23 protein-coding genes are annotated in these 16667 nt (G+C 64.6%); 11 read left to right on the forward strand and 12 right to left on the reverse strand.

Going from position 1 to position 16667, the window contains the following annotated elements:
• Positions 1–34 precede the first annotated feature (34 nt).
• The gene (locus ACQUQO_RS12225) at positions 35–1252 is read left to right on the forward strand and encodes an MFS transporter (protein WP_435078298.1); all 1218 of its coding nucleotides are present in this window, start codon (positions 35–37) and stop codon (positions 1250–1252) included.
• A gap of 19 nt (positions 1253–1271) precedes the next feature.
• Here ACQUQO_RS12225 and ACQUQO_RS12230 read toward each other — a convergent pair whose 3' ends face one another.
• Positions 1272–1466, reverse strand: a complete 195-nt coding sequence (locus ACQUQO_RS12230; protein WP_435078299.1) for a hypothetical protein — start codon at positions 1464–1466, stop codon at positions 1272–1274.
• A gap of 39 nt (positions 1467–1505) precedes the next feature.
• Complete coding sequence (locus ACQUQO_RS12235; protein WP_435078300.1) at positions 1506–2471, reverse strand: transcription initiation factor IIB; 966 nt, start codon at positions 2469–2471, stop codon at positions 1506–1508.
• A 170-nt stretch (positions 2472–2641) separates the two neighbouring features.
• On the opposite strand from ACQUQO_RS12235, the gene rnhA reads away from it, so the two are divergent.
• Both rnhA and ACQUQO_RS12245 read left to right on the forward strand, forming a co-directional pair.
• Entirely contained in the window at positions 2642–3232 is a 591-nt protein-coding gene (gene rnhA, locus ACQUQO_RS12240; RefSeq protein ID WP_435078301.1) for a ribonuclease HI, read from the forward strand.
• Positions 3225–3773 (forward strand): DUF7108 family protein, encoded by a 549-nt coding sequence (locus tag ACQUQO_RS12245; RefSeq protein WP_435078302.1) that lies wholly within the window; start codon positions 3225–3227, stop codon positions 3771–3773. Before rnhA ends, ACQUQO_RS12245 begins: the two co-directional genes overlap by 8 nt.
• A 14-nt stretch (positions 3774–3787) precedes the next feature.
• Here ACQUQO_RS12245 and ACQUQO_RS12250 read toward each other — a convergent pair whose 3' ends face one another.
• Positions 3788–4144 carry a PadR family transcriptional regulator gene (locus tag ACQUQO_RS12250; RefSeq protein ID WP_435078303.1) on the reverse strand — a complete coding sequence of 119 codons (357 nt, stop codon included), beginning with the start codon at positions 4142–4144 and terminating at the stop codon, positions 3788–3790.
• Between the two features lie 174 nt (positions 4145–4318).
• Between ACQUQO_RS12250 and ACQUQO_RS12255 the strand changes: the two genes are divergently transcribed.
• Complete coding sequence (locus tag ACQUQO_RS12255; protein ID WP_435078304.1) at positions 4319–4852, forward strand: inorganic diphosphatase; 534 nt, start codon at positions 4319–4321, stop codon at positions 4850–4852.
• A gap of 15 nt (positions 4853–4867) precedes the next feature.
• Here the strand turns inward: ACQUQO_RS12255 and ACQUQO_RS12260 are convergent, their stop codons facing one another.
• Together ACQUQO_RS12260 and ACQUQO_RS12265 are read right to left on the reverse strand one after the other, a co-directional pair.
• Positions 4868–5038 (reverse strand): hypothetical protein, encoded by a 171-nt coding sequence (locus tag ACQUQO_RS12260; protein WP_435078305.1) that lies wholly within the window; start codon positions 5036–5038, stop codon positions 4868–4870.
• A gap of 7 nt (positions 5039–5045) precedes the next feature.
• Positions 5046–5258, reverse strand: coding sequence for a YgaP family membrane protein (locus ACQUQO_RS12265; protein ID WP_435078306.1), 213 nt, complete (start codon positions 5256–5258; stop codon positions 5046–5048).
• A 122-nt stretch (positions 5259–5380) separates the two neighbouring features.
• On the opposite strand from ACQUQO_RS12265, the gene ACQUQO_RS12270 reads away from it, so the two are divergent.
• Positions 5381–5509 carry a hypothetical protein gene (locus ACQUQO_RS12270; RefSeq protein ID WP_435078307.1) on the forward strand — a complete coding sequence of 43 codons (129 nt, stop codon included), beginning with the start codon at positions 5381–5383 and terminating at the stop codon, positions 5507–5509.
• Positions 5510–5556: 47 nt separating this feature from the next.
• Positions 5557–6903 (forward strand): alkaline phosphatase family protein, encoded by a 1347-nt coding sequence (locus ACQUQO_RS12275; RefSeq protein ID WP_435078308.1) that lies wholly within the window; start codon positions 5557–5559, stop codon positions 6901–6903.
• Positions 6904–6909: 6 nt separating this feature from the next.
• Here the strand turns inward: ACQUQO_RS12275 and ACQUQO_RS12280 are convergent, their stop codons facing one another.
• From ACQUQO_RS12280 to ACQUQO_RS12295, 4 genes are all read right to left on the reverse strand, one after another.
• Entirely contained in the window at positions 6910–7110 is a 201-nt protein-coding gene (locus tag ACQUQO_RS12280; RefSeq protein WP_435078309.1) for a dodecin, read from the reverse strand.
• A gap of 68 nt (positions 7111–7178) precedes the next feature.
• Positions 7179–7847: a hypothetical protein gene (locus tag ACQUQO_RS12285; protein ID WP_435078310.1), complete on the reverse strand. Its 669-nt coding sequence runs from the start codon at positions 7845–7847 to the stop codon at positions 7179–7181.
• Positions 7844–8428 carry a hypothetical protein gene (locus tag ACQUQO_RS12290; protein ID WP_435078311.1) on the reverse strand — a complete coding sequence of 195 codons (585 nt, stop codon included), beginning with the start codon at positions 8426–8428 and terminating at the stop codon, positions 7844–7846. Before ACQUQO_RS12290 ends, ACQUQO_RS12285 begins: the two co-directional genes overlap by 4 nt.
• A 38-nt stretch (positions 8429–8466) precedes the next feature.
• Positions 8467–9474, reverse strand: a complete 1008-nt coding sequence (locus ACQUQO_RS12295) for a metal-dependent hydrolase (protein ID WP_435078312.1) — start codon at positions 9472–9474, stop codon at positions 8467–8469.
• A gap of 97 nt (positions 9475–9571) precedes the next feature.
• On the opposite strand from ACQUQO_RS12295, the gene ACQUQO_RS12300 reads away from it, so the two are divergent.
• Positions 9572–10738, forward strand: a complete 1167-nt coding sequence (locus ACQUQO_RS12300) for a pyridoxal-phosphate-dependent aminotransferase family protein (RefSeq protein ID WP_435078313.1) — start codon at positions 9572–9574, stop codon at positions 10736–10738.
• On the opposite strand, the gene ACQUQO_RS12305 is transcribed toward ACQUQO_RS12300, so the two are convergent.
• Both ACQUQO_RS12305 and ACQUQO_RS12310 read right to left on the reverse strand, forming a co-directional pair.
• Positions 10735–11055 (reverse strand): DUF7116 family protein, encoded by a 321-nt coding sequence (locus ACQUQO_RS12305; protein ID WP_435078314.1) that lies wholly within the window; start codon positions 11053–11055, stop codon positions 10735–10737. The genes ACQUQO_RS12300 and ACQUQO_RS12305 overlap by 4 nt on opposite strands.
• Before the next feature lie 87 nt (positions 11056–11142).
• Positions 11143–11379: a DUF5816 domain-containing protein gene (locus tag ACQUQO_RS12310; RefSeq protein ID WP_435078315.1), complete on the reverse strand. Its 237-nt coding sequence runs from the start codon at positions 11377–11379 to the stop codon at positions 11143–11145.
• An 88-nt stretch (positions 11380–11467) separates the two neighbouring features.
• Here ACQUQO_RS12310 and ACQUQO_RS12315 point away from each other — a divergent pair, with 88 nt between their 5' ends.
• Complete coding sequence (locus ACQUQO_RS12315; protein ID WP_435078316.1) at positions 11468–11875, forward strand: universal stress protein; 408 nt, start codon at positions 11468–11470, stop codon at positions 11873–11875.
• Between the two features lies 1 nt (position 11876).
• Here the strand turns inward: ACQUQO_RS12315 and ACQUQO_RS12320 are convergent, their stop codons facing one another.
• On the reverse strand, positions 11877–12890 hold the full coding sequence (locus tag ACQUQO_RS12320; RefSeq protein WP_435078317.1) for a mechanosensitive ion channel family protein: 1014 nt from the start codon (positions 12888–12890) through the stop codon (positions 11877–11879).
• 191 nt (positions 12891–13081) lie between these two features.
• Here ACQUQO_RS12320 and ACQUQO_RS12325 point away from each other — a divergent pair, with 191 nt between their 5' ends.
• Genes ACQUQO_RS12325 through sufD form a run of 3 tightly spaced genes read left to right on the forward strand, consistent with a single transcriptional unit; the run spans position 13082 to position 16661 of the window.
• Positions 13082–13987, forward strand: coding sequence for an ABC transporter ATP-binding protein (locus ACQUQO_RS12325; protein WP_435078318.1), 906 nt, complete (start codon positions 13082–13084; stop codon positions 13985–13987).
• A gap of 28 nt (positions 13988–14015) precedes the next feature.
• Positions 14016–15449, forward strand: coding sequence for a Fe-S cluster assembly protein SufB (sufB, locus tag ACQUQO_RS12330; protein WP_435078319.1), 1434 nt, complete (start codon positions 14016–14018; stop codon positions 15447–15449).
• Positions 15450–16661 (forward strand): Fe-S cluster assembly protein SufD, encoded by a 1212-nt coding sequence (sufD, locus tag ACQUQO_RS12335; RefSeq protein ID WP_435078320.1) that lies wholly within the window; start codon positions 15450–15452, stop codon positions 16659–16661.
• Positions 16662–16667 lie beyond the last annotated feature (6 nt).

Raw genomic sequence — 16667 nt, forward strand, 5'->3', positions numbered from 1 at the left:
AGGTTTGAACCGACCGCACGCCTCGCTTCGGGGAGTGTCACGACGACGGCTGTTCGGGTCGCTGTGTTCGATAGTGTTGCTGGTGAACCTCGCACGAGTGGTCTTCGCCCCGCTGCTGGAACCAATCGGGACGGCGTTCGACGCGTCGGCGACGGGTGTCGGCCTGCTGGCGACGCTGGCGTGGCTCGGCAGCGCCATGCCGCGCCTGCCGACGGGCTATCTGCTCACGCGCCTTCCACGACACGCGGTGATTCTCGCGGCCGGCACGATGCTCACCCTCTCGCCGCTACTCGCCGCGACGGCTCCCTCGCTCCCGGTGCTCTGGGCGAGTGCCTTTCTGATGGGGCTGTCGAGCGGGATGTACTTCATCGCGGCCAAACCGCTGCTGAGCGACCTCTTTCCGACGCGTATCGGCACCGCCGTCGGCGTCCACGGCACTGCGAGCCAGCTCGCCGCAGCGGGCGCACCGCTGTTCGTCACCGCCGTCCTACTCGTGGGCGAGTGGCGCACGGCCTTCATGCTCATGAGCGGGGCCGCCGCGGCCGCGACGCTCGCCTTCTTCCTCATCGCTCGCAGCAGTTCCGTGCCGGATGGTGAAGCAGAGAGTCGGAACTTCCTCGGCGCGGTCCGCAGACAGTGGAAGCTCGTGTTCGGGGCCATCGCACTCGCGGGATTCGCCGACCTCGCGTGGAACGGCGTGTTCAATTTTTACGTATCGTACCTCATCAGCGAGAAGCCGGTCACCGAGGGAACTGCCCGCATGCTGCTGTCGGTCGTCTTCGCCGCCGGCGTTCCTGCCTTCACCCTCGCCGGTCGCCTCGCCGACCGCCTGCCCTATGTCCCGCTCGTGCTCGCCATCATCACCGCCTTCGCCGCCTCGTTGCTCGGACTGACGGTGGCCACGACGACGGTGCAACTCGTCGCTGTGAGCGTCGCGCTCGGGCTGGCCATCCACAGTATCTTCCCGGCGATGGACACCTACGTGCTCGACTCGTTGCCCGATGCCCACCGCGCGAGCGCCTATGCCGTCTTCAGCGCGGGCATCATCACGCTGAGTGCGCTCGGCAGCGTCGTCGTGGGCGCGCTGCTCGATGCGGGCTTCGCCTACACGGCGATATTTCGAGGGTTCGGTCTCACTACGCTCGGATTCGTCGTCGTCTTCGCCGGGATTCAGTTCACCGTTGGGTTCCCGACCGGGCGGCACTCGGCCGACGCGGAGCAGCCGGAGGCACGGAATTCGACCACCGATTGAGAAGTGCTCGCGGACACCCTCACGTTCCATCCGTCTGCTCGGTCAGACCGAGACCAATGCCGGTCCCGACTGCGGCAGCGACGAGCGTACCGGCCGTTACCTCCTGGTTGGCTATCGTAGAAGCCAAACAAAAAGAGGCGAGTCCCGCGACGAGCGCACCGACGGGTCCACCATCGAACCCCTTCAGCATCGTCCGCACCGCCGCCTTGTCCATACGATTCACGGGTAGACTGACGATGTAAATAGGGTGGTTCTAACTATGGATGCCCATCGCCTCGATCTGCTCTTGGTAGCGATTGCGGATGGTCACTTCGGTGACTTGGGCGACGTCGGCGACCTCGCGCTGGGTCTTCTTCTCGTTACACAGAAGGGACGCAGCGTAGATGGCGGCGGCGGCGTAGCCGGTGGGTGATTTTCCCGAGAGCAGGCCTTCCTCGGCGGTCGTCTCGATGATGTCGTTGGCCTTCGCCTGGACCTCCTCCGAGAGGGTGAGTTCCGAGCAGAAGCGGGGGACGTATTTCTTCGGGTCGACGGGGCGCATTTCGAGCGCGAGTTCCTGGGAGACGTAGCGATAGGTGCGGCCGATCTCCTTGCGTTCGACGCGCGACACCTCCGAGATTTCCTCCAGACTCCGGGGGATTCCCTCCTTTCGACAGGCCGCATACAGTGCCGAGGTGGCGACGCCCTCGATGGAGCGTCCGCGAATGAGGTCGTCGGCGAGCGAGCGCCGGTAGATGACCGAGGCGACTTCCCGTACCGAGCGAGGCACACCCAATGCAGAGGCCATCCGGTCGATCTCCGAGAGGGCGAACTGGAGGTTGCGCTCGCCGGCGTCCTTCGTCCGGATGCGCTCTTGCCACTTGCGCAGCCGATGCATCTGGGAGCGCTTCTTCGAGGAGATCGACCGCCCATAGGCGTCCTTGTCCTTCCAATCGATGGTGGTGGTGAGACCCTTGTCGTGCATCGTCTGGGTGGTCGGCGCACCCACACGGGATTTCTGCTGGCGTTCGGCGTGGTTGAACGCCCGCCATTCGGGGCCGGGGTCGATGTTCTCCTCCTCGACGACCAGCCCGCAGTCCTCACAGACCAGCTCGCCACGGTCGGCGCTCTTGACGAGATTGTCCGATTCACACTCGGGACAGCTCCGCACCCCCTCGCGTTCGTCGTCCACCTGCTCCGGTTCGGCCTGACGCTCCCGCTGACGAGTGGACCGTGTCATTGCACTTTTATAGTAGTATCCTCAGTGCGTATAAACTCTTGGGGGTATATCGTCGTTTTTCACCGAATTCATGCCGAACTGGGTGACAATCGTCCCGAGTCGTCCGGACGGAGTCACTTCGAGCGTCTCGTACCGCAACCGCTATGCGAACGCTGTGGCGAGTGTCGACGATGCCGGTCATCGAGTGTGACGTCGAGACCGCCCGCGAACGCCTCGAATCCGCCGGGGTCGCGGTTGATGGGGGCAACACCGACCACGAGCGCTGGCGGGCAGCTAGTGACGAAGCGACCGCCGTCGCCTACGACGGGAAGGTCGTGATACAGGGCGCGGAGCCGGCCCAGCTCGAAGGACTGCTCCGGGAGACCGGCGGGCGTGCACACTGCTATTTCGACGGCGCGTCGCGGGGCAACCCCGGTCCGGCGGCCATCGGCTGGGTCATCGTCAATAGTGATGGCATCGTCACCGAGGGTGGCGAGCGCGTCGGCGAGACGACCAACAACCGCGCCGAGTACGACGCCCTCGTGCGGGTGCTCGAACGCGCCGCCGACTACGGATTTTCGACGGTCGAGGTTCGCGGCGACTCACAGCTCGTCGTCGAACAGGTCCGGGGTGCATGGCAGACCAACGACCCCGCACTCCGCGAGCGCCGGGTTCGGGTGCGCGAACTGCTCGACCGGTTCGACGACTGGTCCATCGAGCACGTCCCACGGGAAGTGAACGAGCGGGCCGATGCCCGTGCGAACGAGGCCTTCGATGAGTGAGCTGCCCGAGGAGGTCGTCGACGAGGCCGAACGGCTCACACGGCTCATGCGAGCAGCCGTGGACGACAACGAGCGCACGGCCTACCGCGAGCGCCGCCGCGAACTGCTCGCCGACCACGGTTTCACGGCACGCGTCCGCGAGGCCGACGACACGCTCGTCTGCCATCCCGACGAGTGGGTCGTGGAGGGCGACGTACAACTGGAGTGCATCGAAGACACCGGCCGCGCCGTCGAGCGCTCCCTGTCGGGAGCCGGCGACCCGGACGACTGGGAGAGCGTTGCGGCGCACAACGATAGGGTCGTCGAAGCGGTCGCCGCTCATGGAGAGACGCACGGCGCGAACGCGCGGGCGTTCGCCGATTTCATGAGCAACCATTACGCGCGTCGCGTCGAATCAGCCACCGAGAGGGAAATCGAGGAGTTCCACACCGAGTATTTCGTCCGCAACGCATGGCCGACAGACGAGCAGCGCGACGTCGTCGAGACCTCGCTGTCGCTCGTCTTCGCAGAGGCCGACGCTCTCGATGCGGCGGACGAATAAAATCAGCTATCGCGTTATCGCTGGCTGTCGATGAGGTCCCTGACCGTCTCGGCGCGGTCGTCGTCGGTGACGAACTTCCCGAGCGTCCAATCGAGCTTGTCGACGACCGCCTCGTAGCCCTCGTCGGTGAGCGCGTAATCGTTGGTGCGCTTGTCGCGTTCGCTCTTCTCGACCAGCCCCGCCTCCACGAGGTCGTCGAGATTGGGGTAGAGCCGGCCGTGATTGACCTCCGAATCGTAGTACGATTCGAGCTCGCGCTTGATGGCCAGTCCGTACATCGGCTCGTCCGAAAGGATGGCGAGGATGTTCTGTTGGAACGCCGTCAAATCGCGGGCGATACCGCTGTCTTGGACCGCTTGTGCCTCTGGCATCACGCTGCAAGATGTCACCCGGATATTTAATACTTCGCAACCATAACGACGAATCGGTACGATAGTCACAATACCTGCCACAACCGGGTGGTATTCGACCGAAAATCGACGGGCCACCGGCGACATGGAAGGACGATAGCAAACGCTTTTTTCCCGCCTCGTCGGACGGGGAGTATGACGAACCTCTGGGAAGACGTAGAAACCGGCCCGAACCCGCCCGAAGAGATCTACGCCGTCGTCGAGTGTCTCAAGGGCGAGCGCAACAAATACGAGTACGACAAGGACGTTCCGGGTGTCGTCCTCGACCGCGTGCTCCACTCCACAGTACATTATCCCCACGACTACGGGTTCATTCCACAGTCCTATTACGACGACGAGGACCCCTTCGACGTGATGGTGCTCGTCGAGGATGCGACCTTCCCCGGCTGTATCGTCGAAGTCAGACCGGTGGCGTTGATGCGCATGGACGACGACGGCGAGCAGGACGACAAGGTCATCGCCGTGCCCACCGAGGACCCCCGCTTCGACCACATCGAGGACTTGGAGGACATCGCCCAGCAGCAACTCGACGAGATCGACGAGTTCTTCGAGACCTACAAGAACCTCGAAGCGGGCAAGGAGGTCGAGACGCAGGGCTGGGAGGACCGGCAGGCCGCCTACGACGCCATCGAACACGCCCAGGACCTCTACGAGGAGCAGTTCGGCTGAACCCGCGAGGCGCTATCACTCTCTGTCGCGGTAGATTCCGACAACAGTAGTTATCATTCCACCCGCCAGCACGAGAAGTGCGACCGGAACCCCGAACTCGTCAAAAGCACCAGTCTCAGTTGCCACACTGCCGGCAACGAGACCGAGACCGATGACGAGGGTTCCGACTGCCGCCAACCGATTCATCCAGCAGTCACTCGTTCGGGCAGGTGTTGATACCGAGCAACTTGTTCATCCCACAGCGACCGGTCGTAACGTTGAACAGCAGCGCCGCGCTGCCGACCGCGGCGGCGACGCCAGCGGAGCACCGCTCGGCGAGCAGCGCGCCGATGGCGACCGTGAGGAGACCGCTTCCGAGCACGCCGCGCACGAGGCGGTCCGCTCCGCCGACGTTTCTCCCGAACACACCCTCCCTCCACATTCGAACGTCATAAACCCTCATATTCCCTGCGGTTATCAGGCGCTCGCCCCGAATGTGTTAGAATTATGGGTAGTCTTTTGCGTGTGTGGACTGTACGAATGGACGTGATGGCAGCGAAACGAACCCCGGTGGCCCTGAACCATCCCACGGTGGTCCCCGATAGCCCTGCCGACGAGCACGAACAGCACGTCGTGCGCTGTCCGGCCTGTGGCCGGCCGCTCGCCAACCACGAGTAGGCAGATCGAAACGAACCATCTTTGTGCCCGCCCGAACTGGCCCACTCATGGGACTGTTCGACCGCCTGACCGGCGACGACGCGCCCCGTGTGGCCTTCTTCGGCATCGACGGGGTTCCGTATAGCCTCATCGAGGACAACCCCGATGTCTTCGAGAACCTCACGGCCATCGCCGAAGAGGGGAGTGCCGGCCCCATCGACTCGATTGTACCACCCGAATCGAGCGCGTGCTGGCCCTCGCTCACCACGGGCGTGAATCCCGGCGAAACTGGTGTGTACGGCTTTCAAGACCGGGAGATCGGCTCCTACGAGACCTACGTACCGATGGGACGCGATGTCCAGGCGACCCGGGTCTGGGATCGGGTCGAGGACGACGGCCGCAACGCCACCGTGATGAACGTCCCCGTGACCTTCCCGCCCCAACGCGACGTCCAGCGGATGGTCTCGGGCTTTCTCTCGCCGGGCGTCGAGGAGGCCGCCTACCCCGACGAGCTGCGCGAGACGCTCGAAAATACGAGTTACCGCATCGACAACAACGCCAAACTCGGCCACGACGACGACAAGAGCGAGTTCATCGAGGACGCCCACGCCACCCTCGATGGACGCTTCGAGGGCTTCTCGCATTACATCGAACAGGACGACTGGGACCTCTTCTTCGGCGTGTTCATGACCACCGACCGGCTGAACCACTTCCTGTTCAAACACTACGAGGAGGACGGCGAGTACAGAGAGGAGTTCCTTGACTTTTACAGCAAGGTCGACGACTACCTCGGTCGTCTGCGCGAAACCCTGCCCGAGGACGTGACGATGGTCGTGGCGTCGGACCACGGCTTCACGAGTCTCGACTACGAGGTCCACTTCAACGAGTGGCTCCAGCAGGAAGGCTGGCTCTCCTATCAGAGCGACGACCACGACAGTCTCACGGACATCGCCGACGAGGCCGACGCCTACGCCTTCATCCCGGGACGCTTCTACATCAACCTCGAAGGGCGCGAGCCACGTGGCGGGGTTCCCGAGGAAGATTACGAGGAGAAACGCACCCAGCTCAAGAAGGCGCTCGAAACCCTCGAAGGTCCCGATGGCCGGAAGGTCTGCGAGCGCGTCGTCGAGAAAGACGAGGCCTTCAGAGGAGCGCACGACGACATCGCGCCCGACCTCGTGGCGATTCCGAATCACGGCTTCGACCTGAAGGCCGGCTTCTCGGGTCACGAGGAGGTCTTCGACACCGGTCCGCGCAACGGGATGCACAGCTTCGACAACGCCACGCTGCTGGTCGACGACGCGAACGCGCGCGTCGGCGGCGATACCGACCTCTTCGACATCGCGCCGACGCTGCTCGACCTGCTCGAAATCGACTACGACCGCGGCGAGTTCGACGGCGCAAGCCTCGCCTGAAAAGTCCTATTCGTCGAGTTCGAAGGCGATCTCGACTTCGGCCTGATACTCGCGGTCGTCGACTTCGGCGAGTTCGACGCCGAAGCTCTCGGCGGAGGCCCATTTGACGTTGTTGAGCGTGTCCTCGGCGCGGTCGACGGCGTCGTCGACGGCCGCCTCGAAGCTCTCGTCGCTCGTGCCGATCATCGTGATTTTCTTGTAGACCATCGCAACACGCGCTTCGACGGGCAGGGGTATAAAACTGCGCCCGCAGCAGGCGGGGGTTTTGTGGGTCGTCAGCCGGTCTCGCGCTCGCGGGTGTCGAGGCGTGCGGCGAGGGCATCGACGACGCCGCTCAGTCGCGCGCCGCCCCAGACGGCGACGACGGCCGCACCGACCGTATCGAAGATGAGGTCCAACATTGTATCTTCGAGACCGTACTGGGTGAGGACGGGTTCGGCGAGCACGAGCGTCGAGAGGGCGCTGGCGGCGAACTCGATGACCTCCCAGAGCACGCCGAAAGCGAGCACGAACAGGAAGATGAACACGACCATGAACTCCGGCGGGAAGGTGACGTCCGTGCTGTGGACATCGAGCGCGCGGGCGGTCGCGTAGCCGACGGCGGCGACGACCGACGCCGACAGTCCATGTGTGAGATGGTCGTACCACCACAGCGACTGGTAGGGCGACAGCGGCGTCCACGGCAGTCCGACACTGCCGAAGGCGTGGAGGAACACGGCACTCGTGATCCATAGCGTCAGGCCCGCGTCCATCGGAATCCCGTAATCGCGTTCGAGAATCCCGGGCAGTCGCGTCGCCGCGAGCGCGAGCAGCGTGTTGACGATGACGGTCGTACTCCCTCGAAGCACGCCGAGGAGGAACATACAGACGAGACCGACCTCCATCGCCCACGTGAGCTGGCGCTGGCGGCGTTCGGAGAGTCCGAGCCAGTCACGTAGCCTCATCGAACCACCTCCGGCAGGCGCTCGGGACGGAGGCGGCGGCGGACGTACCCCTCGAAGAAGAGGCCGGCACCGATGCCTGCAACGGTGGAGGCGACGAACTCCCACATCAGTTCGTCCTCGGAGGCCAGAAACCCGGTGCCGAGATAGAGGTCGGCGACCCAGCGGGTGACCGCCCACGCGCCCGCGGTCGCAAGCGTCGCGACCACGACGAAGGCCACGGCGAAGCGATAGCTCATCTCCACACCCGTGAAGAGGTGGAGTTCGACCGCGACGACGAGCGCGAGCGCCGCCACCGCGAGGTACGTGGCGATTTCGGCGACCGGCGGGGCGAACGCGCGGGCGAGCGTCGGCAGGGCGGCGAGGGCGAGCACCTCCCACGGCACCATCGCCCGTGGCGACCGAACCGCGACGGCCGGCAGCACCGACAGGACGACGACGCCCGCCGTGAAGACCGCCCACAGCAGGTTGCCGCGAAACAGCGACGCCACCGCGACGGCGGCGACGAACGCGACGAGCGTCCACGCGAGCAGGGCGTTCGCCCGTTCGCTCTCGACGAGTCGACCGAGGTCCGCGCGTGACATGGGCCGGCCTTCGTCGCCGGGGGACTTTACCCCTCGCGTCAGAGCGCGAGATAGGCGGCGGCGTAGGCGACCGACGCCAGCGTCACCGCAGCCAGTCCGGTGAGCACGGCTGTCAGTGTGCGGTCCCCATCGAGCGCTCGCCGGGACCGGCGGACGCGGCGGACGAGCGGGGCCGGTCCGACCGCCCCGACCGCGAGCACGCTGAAGACGAACTCGTAGGACGAATCGACCGTCGGCGCGGGCACCGCGAGCGCGGCCGCCGCGTAGGCGACGCCGAGGGTCGCACGGCCATGGATATGGCTCGTCAGGCTGCGGCCGGTGAGTTCGCAGTAGACGACCGCCGCGAGCCAGATGGTGAGCAGTTCGAGCCAGAACGCGCCCAAGAGATGGAGCGTCGGGTCGGCGGCGAGGACGAATCGGTCACTCACGAGCCGAGTGGCGAAGGGATAGAGCATATGCGGTGGTTCGCCGGTGAACAGGTCGCCGAACGGATGACTGACGAAGCCGACGAGCGCCGTGAAGAACACCGCTTTCGGACCGAGGTCGCCGTAGTGTGCGCCGAGTTCGGCGATGGCGAGGCTCGTGAGCGCGAACGCGCCCATCACGAGCGCGCCGAGCGGTCCACTCACGACGCCGGCGACCGCGACCAGTCCGCCGAGGGCGAGCAGCGCGCCACCGCGTTCGGCACTCAGCAGCGGGCTAGCACCGCCGGTGTTCAGCAGCGACACGCCAGCTTCGTCGCTCGTTTTCCCACTCCGCGCGCGACTCCAGAGCCAGAGCGCGACGGCCACGACGGTACCGACGACCAACGAGTGCGTCACCGCGCGGTGGACGAGGTTGCCGGCCGACCAGAAGCTCTCGGCAACGTCGGCGACGCCGCTGGCCGAGGCCAGACCCACGGGGGCATAGAGGATGTCGACGTCCGGGGCGGCGGCGAACGCACCCGCTGACGCACCGAGAGCCAGCGAGCGCTCGCGCGAACAGCCGAACAGGCGCGCACCGCCCGCGACGGCCGCGAACGCCCCCACTGCGTGGCCGACGAACATACCACTGCTGACGGACTCGGCGCGCATAAACCGTTCGTGGCCGGTCGTCGGCGCAACGAAACGAACGGCATTTCACGGCCGGCCGAGTCACCCCGGTATGGAACGACCCGCGGTGGGTGAACTCACCCCGCCAGACCGAACGTTGATGGGGCCCGGCCCGAGCGACGTCCATCCACGCGTCCGCCGTGCGATGACCACGCCGCTGGTGGGCCATCTCGACCCCGCGTTCGTCGACCTGATGGACGAGGTGCAGGAACTCCTGCGATACGCCTTCCGCACCGATAACGAGTGGACGATTCCAGTCAGTGGAACCGGCTCGGCGGCGATGGAAGCCGCCATCGGAAACCTCACCGAACCGGGCGACACAGTCCTCGTCCCCGCCAACGGCTACTTCGGCGGACGGATGGCGTCGATGGTCGAGCGGGCGGGCGGCGAAGTGGTGGAAGTCGACGCCCCGTGGGGCGAACCGCTCGACATCGCCGACGTACGCGCAGCGTTCGACAGCCACGACCCCGACCTGCTGGCGTTCGTCCACGGCGAGACGAGTACCGGCGTGCTTCAGCCCGACGTGCCGGAACTCACCGAGCTCGCCCACGACAACGACGCGCTCGTCATCGTCGATGCGGTGACCACCCTCGGCGGCGTCGAGCTCAGAGTGGACGACTGGGACATCGACGTGGCGTACTCGGCCGCCCAGAAGTGTCTCTCAGCGCCGCCCGGGACGAGCCCGCTCACGCTCAACGCACGGGCGATGAGGAAAATCGAAGACCGCGACACGGACGTTCGGTCGTGGTATCTCGACCTCACCGAACTCACCGACTACTGGGGCGACGAGCGCGCCTACCACCACACCGCGCCCATCACGAACGTCTATGCGCTCCGGGAAGCGTTGCGGCTCGCCGCCGAGGAGGGCATCGAGGCGCGCTGGGAGCGCCACGAGCGGGTCGCTAGCGCGCTCCGGGCCGGCATCGAGACGATGGGTCTCGGCATCGCCAGCGAGTCGTGGCTCCCGAGCCTGAACACCGTTGCCCTGCCCAGTGGCGTCGACGACGGGGCGGTCATCGAGGGACTGCTCGACGGCGACGACATCGAGGTCGCGGGCGGGCTAGGTGACCTCTCGGGCGACGTGCTCCGGGTCGGCTGTATGGGTCACTCCGCGCGCCCGGCGAACGTCCTGGAACTGCTCGCGGCGCTCGGCGACGTGCTCGAAGACGAAGGAATCGACGCCGACGCGGGTCTCGCAGCGGCGCGACGGAAACTCTAGGCGACCAGCGACGGCCCGACGGAGGGGTGGAGCACCTCGTACTCATCCGAACTATCGACGCCGATGACCGCCCAGTCGTAATCGGGTTTGGCATCGAGCAGGCGCTCCCTGAGGTCGTGGGCCGTATCCATCCACGCGACGAAACAGCGAAGCTCGCCCGATTCCGGGAGTTCGGTCGCCTCGTCGGCGGCCGTGACGCGAACGACGCGCCACTTGCGCTCGGCTCTGAGTTCGCGGCCACTTCCCGATACCGTGTAGCCGAGTTCGGAAAATATCGACCGGGCCTCCTCGGACGGGGTCGTGCTAACAGTCCCCATGTGGACGAATATACTCACCCCGGCACAATAAGCGTTCGTGCGCAGACGGCGCACAGGGGCCTGCGATGCGCGGCCGTATTACCGTCGCTATTCGTGGGCCGCGTCCCACTCGTCGGGCTTTTTGATGTTCGCACAGCGGTTACATTTGATGCGGCCCATCGCGTCCATCGCGTTGTCGAAGGACCGGCAGTTCCCGCAGAAATAGCCCCACCGCCGCTCGGCGCGCTCGTCGGCATAGACGACGAAAAACGGGCCTTTCGAGCCGCGCTCTGCCTCCTCGCGGTCGACATAGAGGGTCCGCCCGTCGGTCGTTGTCGCTTCCATACAGCGGGTAGCCCCTCAAGCGGCAAGTGACTGCTGGGTCCGACCGGAATGGAAACGTTCAGGCGTCTTCGATGTTTCCTTTCGATAAATGACGCTGGTCGTCGTGCCCGTCCGGTATCCGCTGAGCGAGCACTCACGACGGACCCTCGAAACCGCAATCGACGTCGCCGACGAACACGACGCGGCCCTCAGCGTGCTGCACATCGACCTCTATCAGTCGGGTCAGCGCGTCACCCAATCGGCGCTGAAAGACGCCGTCGAGGAAGCGTTCGGCCCGCTGTCGAACACGCGCTACGCCGTCCGGCCGGGCTTTCTGGTCGAGGAGACGATTCTCGACGAAATCGCGCTCGAAGGTGCGGATATCGTCGTCATCGGCCGCAAACAGGCCAGCCGCTGGCGGCGGATGGTCCACCGACTCATCGACGAGCCGGACGTGGCGGACTTCCTGGGCGAACAGCTCGACTGTCGGGTCGTCACCGCCTCGCCGGCCGAGTGAGTTATCGACGGCGCTCGGGACCCTCGTCCGGCTCGTCGAAGACCACCTGCCGGTGGGGGTACGGAAAGCCGATGTCGGCTTCCTCGAAGGCCTCCCAGACGTTCTCCTGTATTCGAGAGCGTACGGTCAAGAACGAGTGGGCGGTGGGTTCTTTGACCCAGTACCGAAGCGTCAGTAACACGCCGTCGTCGGCGTACTCGTTGATGTAACACGTCGGTGCGGCGGGATAGCGCGCGCTCCCGATGCGGATGTCCGGCCCGCCGCGAATGACGATATCGACCTCGCGCGCCGACTGCTCGATGAGGTCCCGTGCTTGTGCGAGGTCGCCTTCGTAGGTCACCAAAATATCGAGCGAGAACCTCGTTCTCGGGTCCTCGGCGGAGTAGTTGATCACGTCGCGGTCGCGGATCGTCCCGTTCGGGATCACGAGGAAGGTGTTGTCGGTCGTGAAGATTTTGGTGTACTGGAAGGTGATGTCCTCGACAAAGCCGCGAGTGCCGCCGTCGGTTTCAACGAGTTCAATCATATCGCCGATTTCGTACGACTGGTCCGAGAGGACGAACATGCCGCTGATGATGCTGCCGAGGATGGGCGCTATCACGACACCGATGGCCGCCGTGAGCACCGTCACCGAGAGCAGGAGGTCGCCGAGACCCACGCCGACGGTTGCTGCCGCCGTGAGTACCGCGACGAACATGACGGCGACGCGCAGCGAGCGCAACACCGCCCGGCTGACGCTCGGCCGGCGGAAGCGACGGGCGACGCGGCGGCCGATCAGCCTGACGAGCAGCTTGCCACCGTACCACGCGAGCGCGAGCGTCAGAGCCGCCAGTACTGCGCGCACCGACCACTCCGGGACCCATTCGGGAAGGATGCGGCTGGCGGTCTCGACGGCTTCCTGTGACCCCTCTTGGATGCTCCCGTTCGTGTCGTTCGTCCCGTTCGTCCCGGTCCCGTTCGGTGTGGCGAGCTGGAGGAGCGACATGGCGCTCGCCAGTACGCCGAAGGGGTCCATACGCCCGGCTCAGCGCCGCCGCGAAAAAGGGTTGCGAAGCACCGTTCGGCGAGAACATCGAACCCATCGAATACCCTTCTCACCGTCTGCTACTTTCACACACAGGAAAATCATTTTCCCTCATCGAAAATCGTTACGGGTGAATGAAAACCATTATCAGGTCCACAGTCCAATAGGGGAACGACAGGACAATGGCACGTTTAGAACTGAACGACCTCCACGCAGAGGTCGCCGAGGGCGGCGAGAAGATCCTCGACGGAGTGGACCTCGAAGTCCAGTCGGGCGAAATCCACGCACTGATGGGACCCAATGGGTCGGGCAAATCGACCACCGCGAAGGTCATCGCGGGCCACCCGGCCTACGAGGTCACGGGCGGCGAGGTGCTCATCCACCTCGACGCCGAGGAGTTCGACGGCGTCGAGATTCCAGACGACATGCGGACGTGGAACCTGCTCGACCTCGAACCGAACGAGCGCGCGGCGCTCGGCGTGTTCCTCGGCTTCCAGTATCCCGCCGAAATCGAGGGCGTCACGATGGTGAACTTCCTTCGCACGGCACTCAACGCCAAACTCGAAGAGCGCGAGGAGCTGTTCGAAGAGGACGAAGGTGGTGAGGACGAAGAGGAGGACACGGGCTACGACACCTCGCCGATGGAGGGCGATGTGGACGAAGGCGAGGTCGGCGTCGCTGAGTTCCAGGAGATAATGTCCGCAAAGATGGAACAACTCGACATGGACGCCGAGTTCGCCCAGCGCTATCTCAATGCAGGGTTCTCCGGTGGCGAGAAGAAGCAGAACGAGGTGCTCCAAGCGGCGATCCTCGAACCGTCGATAGCGGTGCTCGACGAGATCGATTCGGGGCTGGACATCGACCGCCTCCAAGATGTGTCGACGGGCATTAACGCGCTGCGGGACGAGCAGGGCGCTGGCATCCTCCAGATAACCCACTACCAGCGGATTCTCGACTACGTCGAGCCGGACCACGTCCACATCATGCTCGACGGCAAGATCGCCAAAAGCGGCGGTCCCGACCTCGCCCGCAGGCTCGAAGACGAGGGCTACGACTGGGTCCGCGAGGAAGCGTACGAGACAGCCTGATAAGGCTTCGACCACTACTGAGCATACAATGAGTTCAGACCAAGACCACCTACGAGAGACCGACTCGGAGAAGCGCTTCGAGTTCAAAAAGGAACAGAACGCGGCCTTTGCCGCCGAGAAGGGTGAGCTGGACGAGGAGACCATCCGCCTCATCTCCGAGGACAAGGACGAGCCAGAGTGGATGCTTGAGCGGCGGCTCCGAGCGCTCCGGCAGTTCCACGCGATGCCGATGCCGACCGATTGGCCGGGCCAGCCCGACCTCTCCGAGGTCGACGTCGCGGAGATCGTCCCGTACATCCGCCCGGACGTCGACATGCGCGGCAGCGTCGACGACTGGTCGGAGCTGCCCGAGGAGATTCAGGACACCTTCGACCAGTTGGGCATTCCCGAAGCCGAGAAGAACGCTCTCTCGGGCGTCGGTGCCCAGTACGAATCGGAGGTCGTCTACCAGAACATGCAGGAGCGCTGGGAGGACAAAGGAGTCATCTTCTGCAACATGGACGAGGCGGTCCAGGAACACCCCGAGCTCGTCAAGGAACACTTCATGACGAACTGCGTGCCGCCGAGCGACAACAAGTTCGCGGCACTGCACGGGGCCATCTGGTCCGGCGGGAGCTTCGTCTACGTTCCCGAGGACGTAACCGTGGAGATGCCCGTCCAGGCGTACTTCCGGATGAACTCCGAGGGGATGGGGCAGTTCGAGCACACGCTCATCATCGCCGAGGAGAACTCGGAAGTCCACTACATCGAGGGCTGTTCGGCACCCAAATACTCGAAGTTCAACCTTCATTCGGGTGGCGTCGAGGTGTTCGTCGGCGAGAACGCCCACGTCCAGTATTCGACTGTGCAAAACTGGTCGAAAAACACCTACAACCTGAACACGAAGCGCGCCATCTGCGAGCGCGAGGGCACGATGGAGTGGATTTCGGGATCGATGGGGTCGAAGGCCACGATGCTCTATCCCTCGACCATCCTGAAGGGTCGCGGTGCGACCGACAACCACATCACCATCGCCTTCGCCGGCGAGGGTCAGAACATCGACACCGGCGCGAAGGTCTACCACAACGCGCCGCGGACGAAATCGACCATCGAGTCGAAGTCGATTTCGAAGGACGGAGGGCGCACGAACTACCGTGGCCTCGTCCACATCAGTGACGGCGCGGAGAACTCCTCGACCAGTGTGGAGTGTGACGCGCTGATGTTCGACAACGAGTCGACCTCCGATACGATGCCGTACATGGAGATCAACGAATCGAAGGTCGACGTCGCCCACGAGGCTACTGTGGGGAAGATCGGCGACGAGGACGTGTTCTACCTCCAGAGTCGGGGGTTGGACGACGACGACGCAAAGCAGATGATCGTCGCCGGGTTCATCGAACCCATTACCGAGGAGCTCCCCATCGAGTACGCCGTCGAACTCAACCGGCTCATCGAACTCGAAATGGAAGGGTCGCTCGGATAGATGAGTGCGCAGATACACGCGAACCTGACCGAGGAGCAGGTTCGGGAGATATCCGCAAGTCTCGACGAGCCGGAGTGGCTGCTCGAAAAGCGGCTCGACGCGCTCGCTGCGCTTGCCGACCTCGACATGCCCGACGTGATTCGGACGCCGGGGCGCAACTGGACGAACCTCTACAACCTCGATTTCGAGGGGTTCGTCGACCCCCTCAATGCAGCCGAGGAGAAGGACCAAGTCGGTCCCGAAGAGGTCGAGGTCATGTCCATCACGGAGGCGCTCGACGAGCGCGAGGAGTTCGTCCGCGAGCACTTCGGGAGCGTCATCGACCCGCAGGAGAACTACCTGACGGCACTCCAGACGGCGCTGTTCTCGACCGGGACAGTCGTCTTCGTTCCCGATGGCGTCGATGCCGAGGACGTCACAGTCCGAACGCGGATGAACTCGCGGTCGCTATTCAACTACACGCTCGTCGTCACGGGCGAGTCGAGTTCGGTGACGATCCTCGAACGCCAGACGACGGGCGAGGATGTCGAGGGTGAGCGGTACTACTCGGGACTCGTCGAAATCGACGCCGGCGAGAACGCGAACGTGCAGTACGGCTCGCTGCAAAACGTCGACGAGGAGACCTACACCTACACGCTCAAGCGTGGCCACGCCGACACCTACGGCACCATCGATTGGATCGAGGGCAACGTCGGCTCGCGGCTCACCAAGTCCTCCGTCGAGACGCGCCTGCTCGGCGAGGGGGCCGAGTCCCAGATCGTCGGAGCCTTCTTCGGCCACAACGACCAGCACTTCGACGTCGCTTCCCGTGTCTGGCACGAGGCCGAACACACCACCGCCGACCTCGTGACCCGTGGCGTACTCGACGACGAGGCGCGCTCGGTCTACGAGGGCGTTCAAGACGTGGGCTCGGCGGCGTGGGACACCAACTCCTACCAGCGCGAGAACACGCTGATGTTGAGCGACGAGAGCGAGGCCGATGCCTCGCCGAAGCTCATCATCAACAACCACGACACCGAGGCGAGCCACTCGGCAACCGTCGGACAGGTCGACGCCCAAGACCTGTTTTACATGACCTCGCGCGCGGTGTCGCCGCGGGCGGCGCGGAACATGCTCGTCGAGGGCTTTTTCGTCCCAGTATTGGACGAGATCAAAGTCGAAGAGTTCCGCGAGGACCTCGCCGACCTCGTGGCGGTGCGTCTACGGGAGTAATCGCTT

Source organism: Halococcus sp. AFM35 (genome assembly GCF_051195015.1).
Lineage (GTDB): Archaea > Halobacteriota > Halobacteria > Halobacteriales > Halococcaceae > Halococcus.

What these genes read in the sequence shown, in the direction of transcription:
- ACQUQO_RS12325 (WP_435078318.1), top strand. Translation starts at nt 13,082, where the DNA reads ATGGCACGTTTAGAACTGAACGACCTCCACGCAGAGGTCGCCGAGGGC.
- ACQUQO_RS12255 (WP_435078304.1), top strand. Translation starts at nt 4,319, where the DNA reads ATGACGAACCTCTGGGAAGACGTAGAAACCGGCCCGAACCCGCCCGAA.
- ACQUQO_RS12275 (WP_435078308.1), top strand. Translation starts at nt 5,557, where the DNA reads ATGGGACTGTTCGACCGCCTGACCGGCGACGACGCGCCCCGTGTGGCC.
- ACQUQO_RS12250 (WP_435078303.1), bottom strand. Translation starts at nt 4,144, where the DNA reads ATGCCAGAGGCACAAGCGGTCCAAGACAGCGGTATCGCCCGCGATTTG.
- sufD (WP_435078320.1), top strand. Translation starts at nt 15,450, where the DNA reads ATGAGTGCGCAGATACACGCGAACCTGACCGAGGAGCAGGTTCGGGAG.
- ACQUQO_RS12270 (WP_435078307.1), top strand. Translation starts at nt 5,381, where the DNA reads ATGGCAGCGAAACGAACCCCGGTGGCCCTGAACCATCCCACGGTGGTC.
- sufB (WP_435078319.1), top strand. Translation starts at nt 14,016, where the DNA reads ATGAGTTCAGACCAAGACCACCTACGAGAGACCGACTCGGAGAAGCGC.
- ACQUQO_RS12300 (WP_435078313.1), top strand. Translation starts at nt 9,572, where the DNA reads ATGGAACGACCCGCGGTGGGTGAACTCACCCCGCCAGACCGAACGTTG.
- ACQUQO_RS12230 (WP_435078299.1), bottom strand. Translation starts at nt 1,466, where the DNA reads ATGGACAAGGCGGCGGTGCGGACGATGCTGAAGGGGTTCGATGGTGGA.
- ACQUQO_RS12280 (WP_435078309.1), bottom strand. Translation starts at nt 7,110, where the DNA reads ATGGTCTACAAGAAAATCACGATGATCGGCACGAGCGACGAGAGCTTC.
- ACQUQO_RS12245 (WP_435078302.1), top strand. Translation starts at nt 3,225, where the DNA reads ATGAGTGAGCTGCCCGAGGAGGTCGTCGACGAGGCCGAACGGCTCACA.
- ACQUQO_RS12295 (WP_435078312.1), bottom strand. Translation starts at nt 9,474, where the DNA reads ATGTTCGTCGGCCACGCAGTGGGGGCGTTCGCGGCCGTCGCGGGCGGT.
- ACQUQO_RS12320 (WP_435078317.1), bottom strand. Translation starts at nt 12,890, where the DNA reads ATGGACCCCTTCGGCGTACTGGCGAGCGCCATGTCGCTCCTCCAGCTC.
- ACQUQO_RS12235 (WP_435078300.1), bottom strand. Translation starts at nt 2,471, where the DNA reads ATGACACGGTCCACTCGTCAGCGGGAGCGTCAGGCCGAACCGGAGCAG.
- ACQUQO_RS12285 (WP_435078310.1), bottom strand. Translation starts at nt 7,847, where the DNA reads ATGAGGCTACGTGACTGGCTCGGACTCTCCGAACGCCGCCAGCGCCAG.
- ACQUQO_RS12305 (WP_435078314.1), bottom strand. Translation starts at nt 11,055, where the DNA reads ATGGGGACTGTTAGCACGACCCCGTCCGAGGAGGCCCGGTCGATATTT.
- ACQUQO_RS12290 (WP_435078311.1), bottom strand. Translation starts at nt 8,428, where the DNA reads ATGTCACGCGCGGACCTCGGTCGACTCGTCGAGAGCGAACGGGCGAAC.
- ACQUQO_RS12310 (WP_435078315.1), bottom strand. Translation starts at nt 11,379, where the DNA reads ATGGAAGCGACAACGACCGACGGGCGGACCCTCTATGTCGACCGCGAG.
- ACQUQO_RS12315 (WP_435078316.1), top strand. Translation starts at nt 11,468, where the DNA reads ATGACGCTGGTCGTCGTGCCCGTCCGGTATCCGCTGAGCGAGCACTCA.
- rnhA (WP_435078301.1), top strand. Translation starts at nt 2,642, where the DNA reads ATGCCGGTCATCGAGTGTGACGTCGAGACCGCCCGCGAACGCCTCGAA.
- ACQUQO_RS12260 (WP_435078305.1), bottom strand. Translation starts at nt 5,038, where the DNA reads ATGAATCGGTTGGCGGCAGTCGGAACCCTCGTCATCGGTCTCGGTCTC.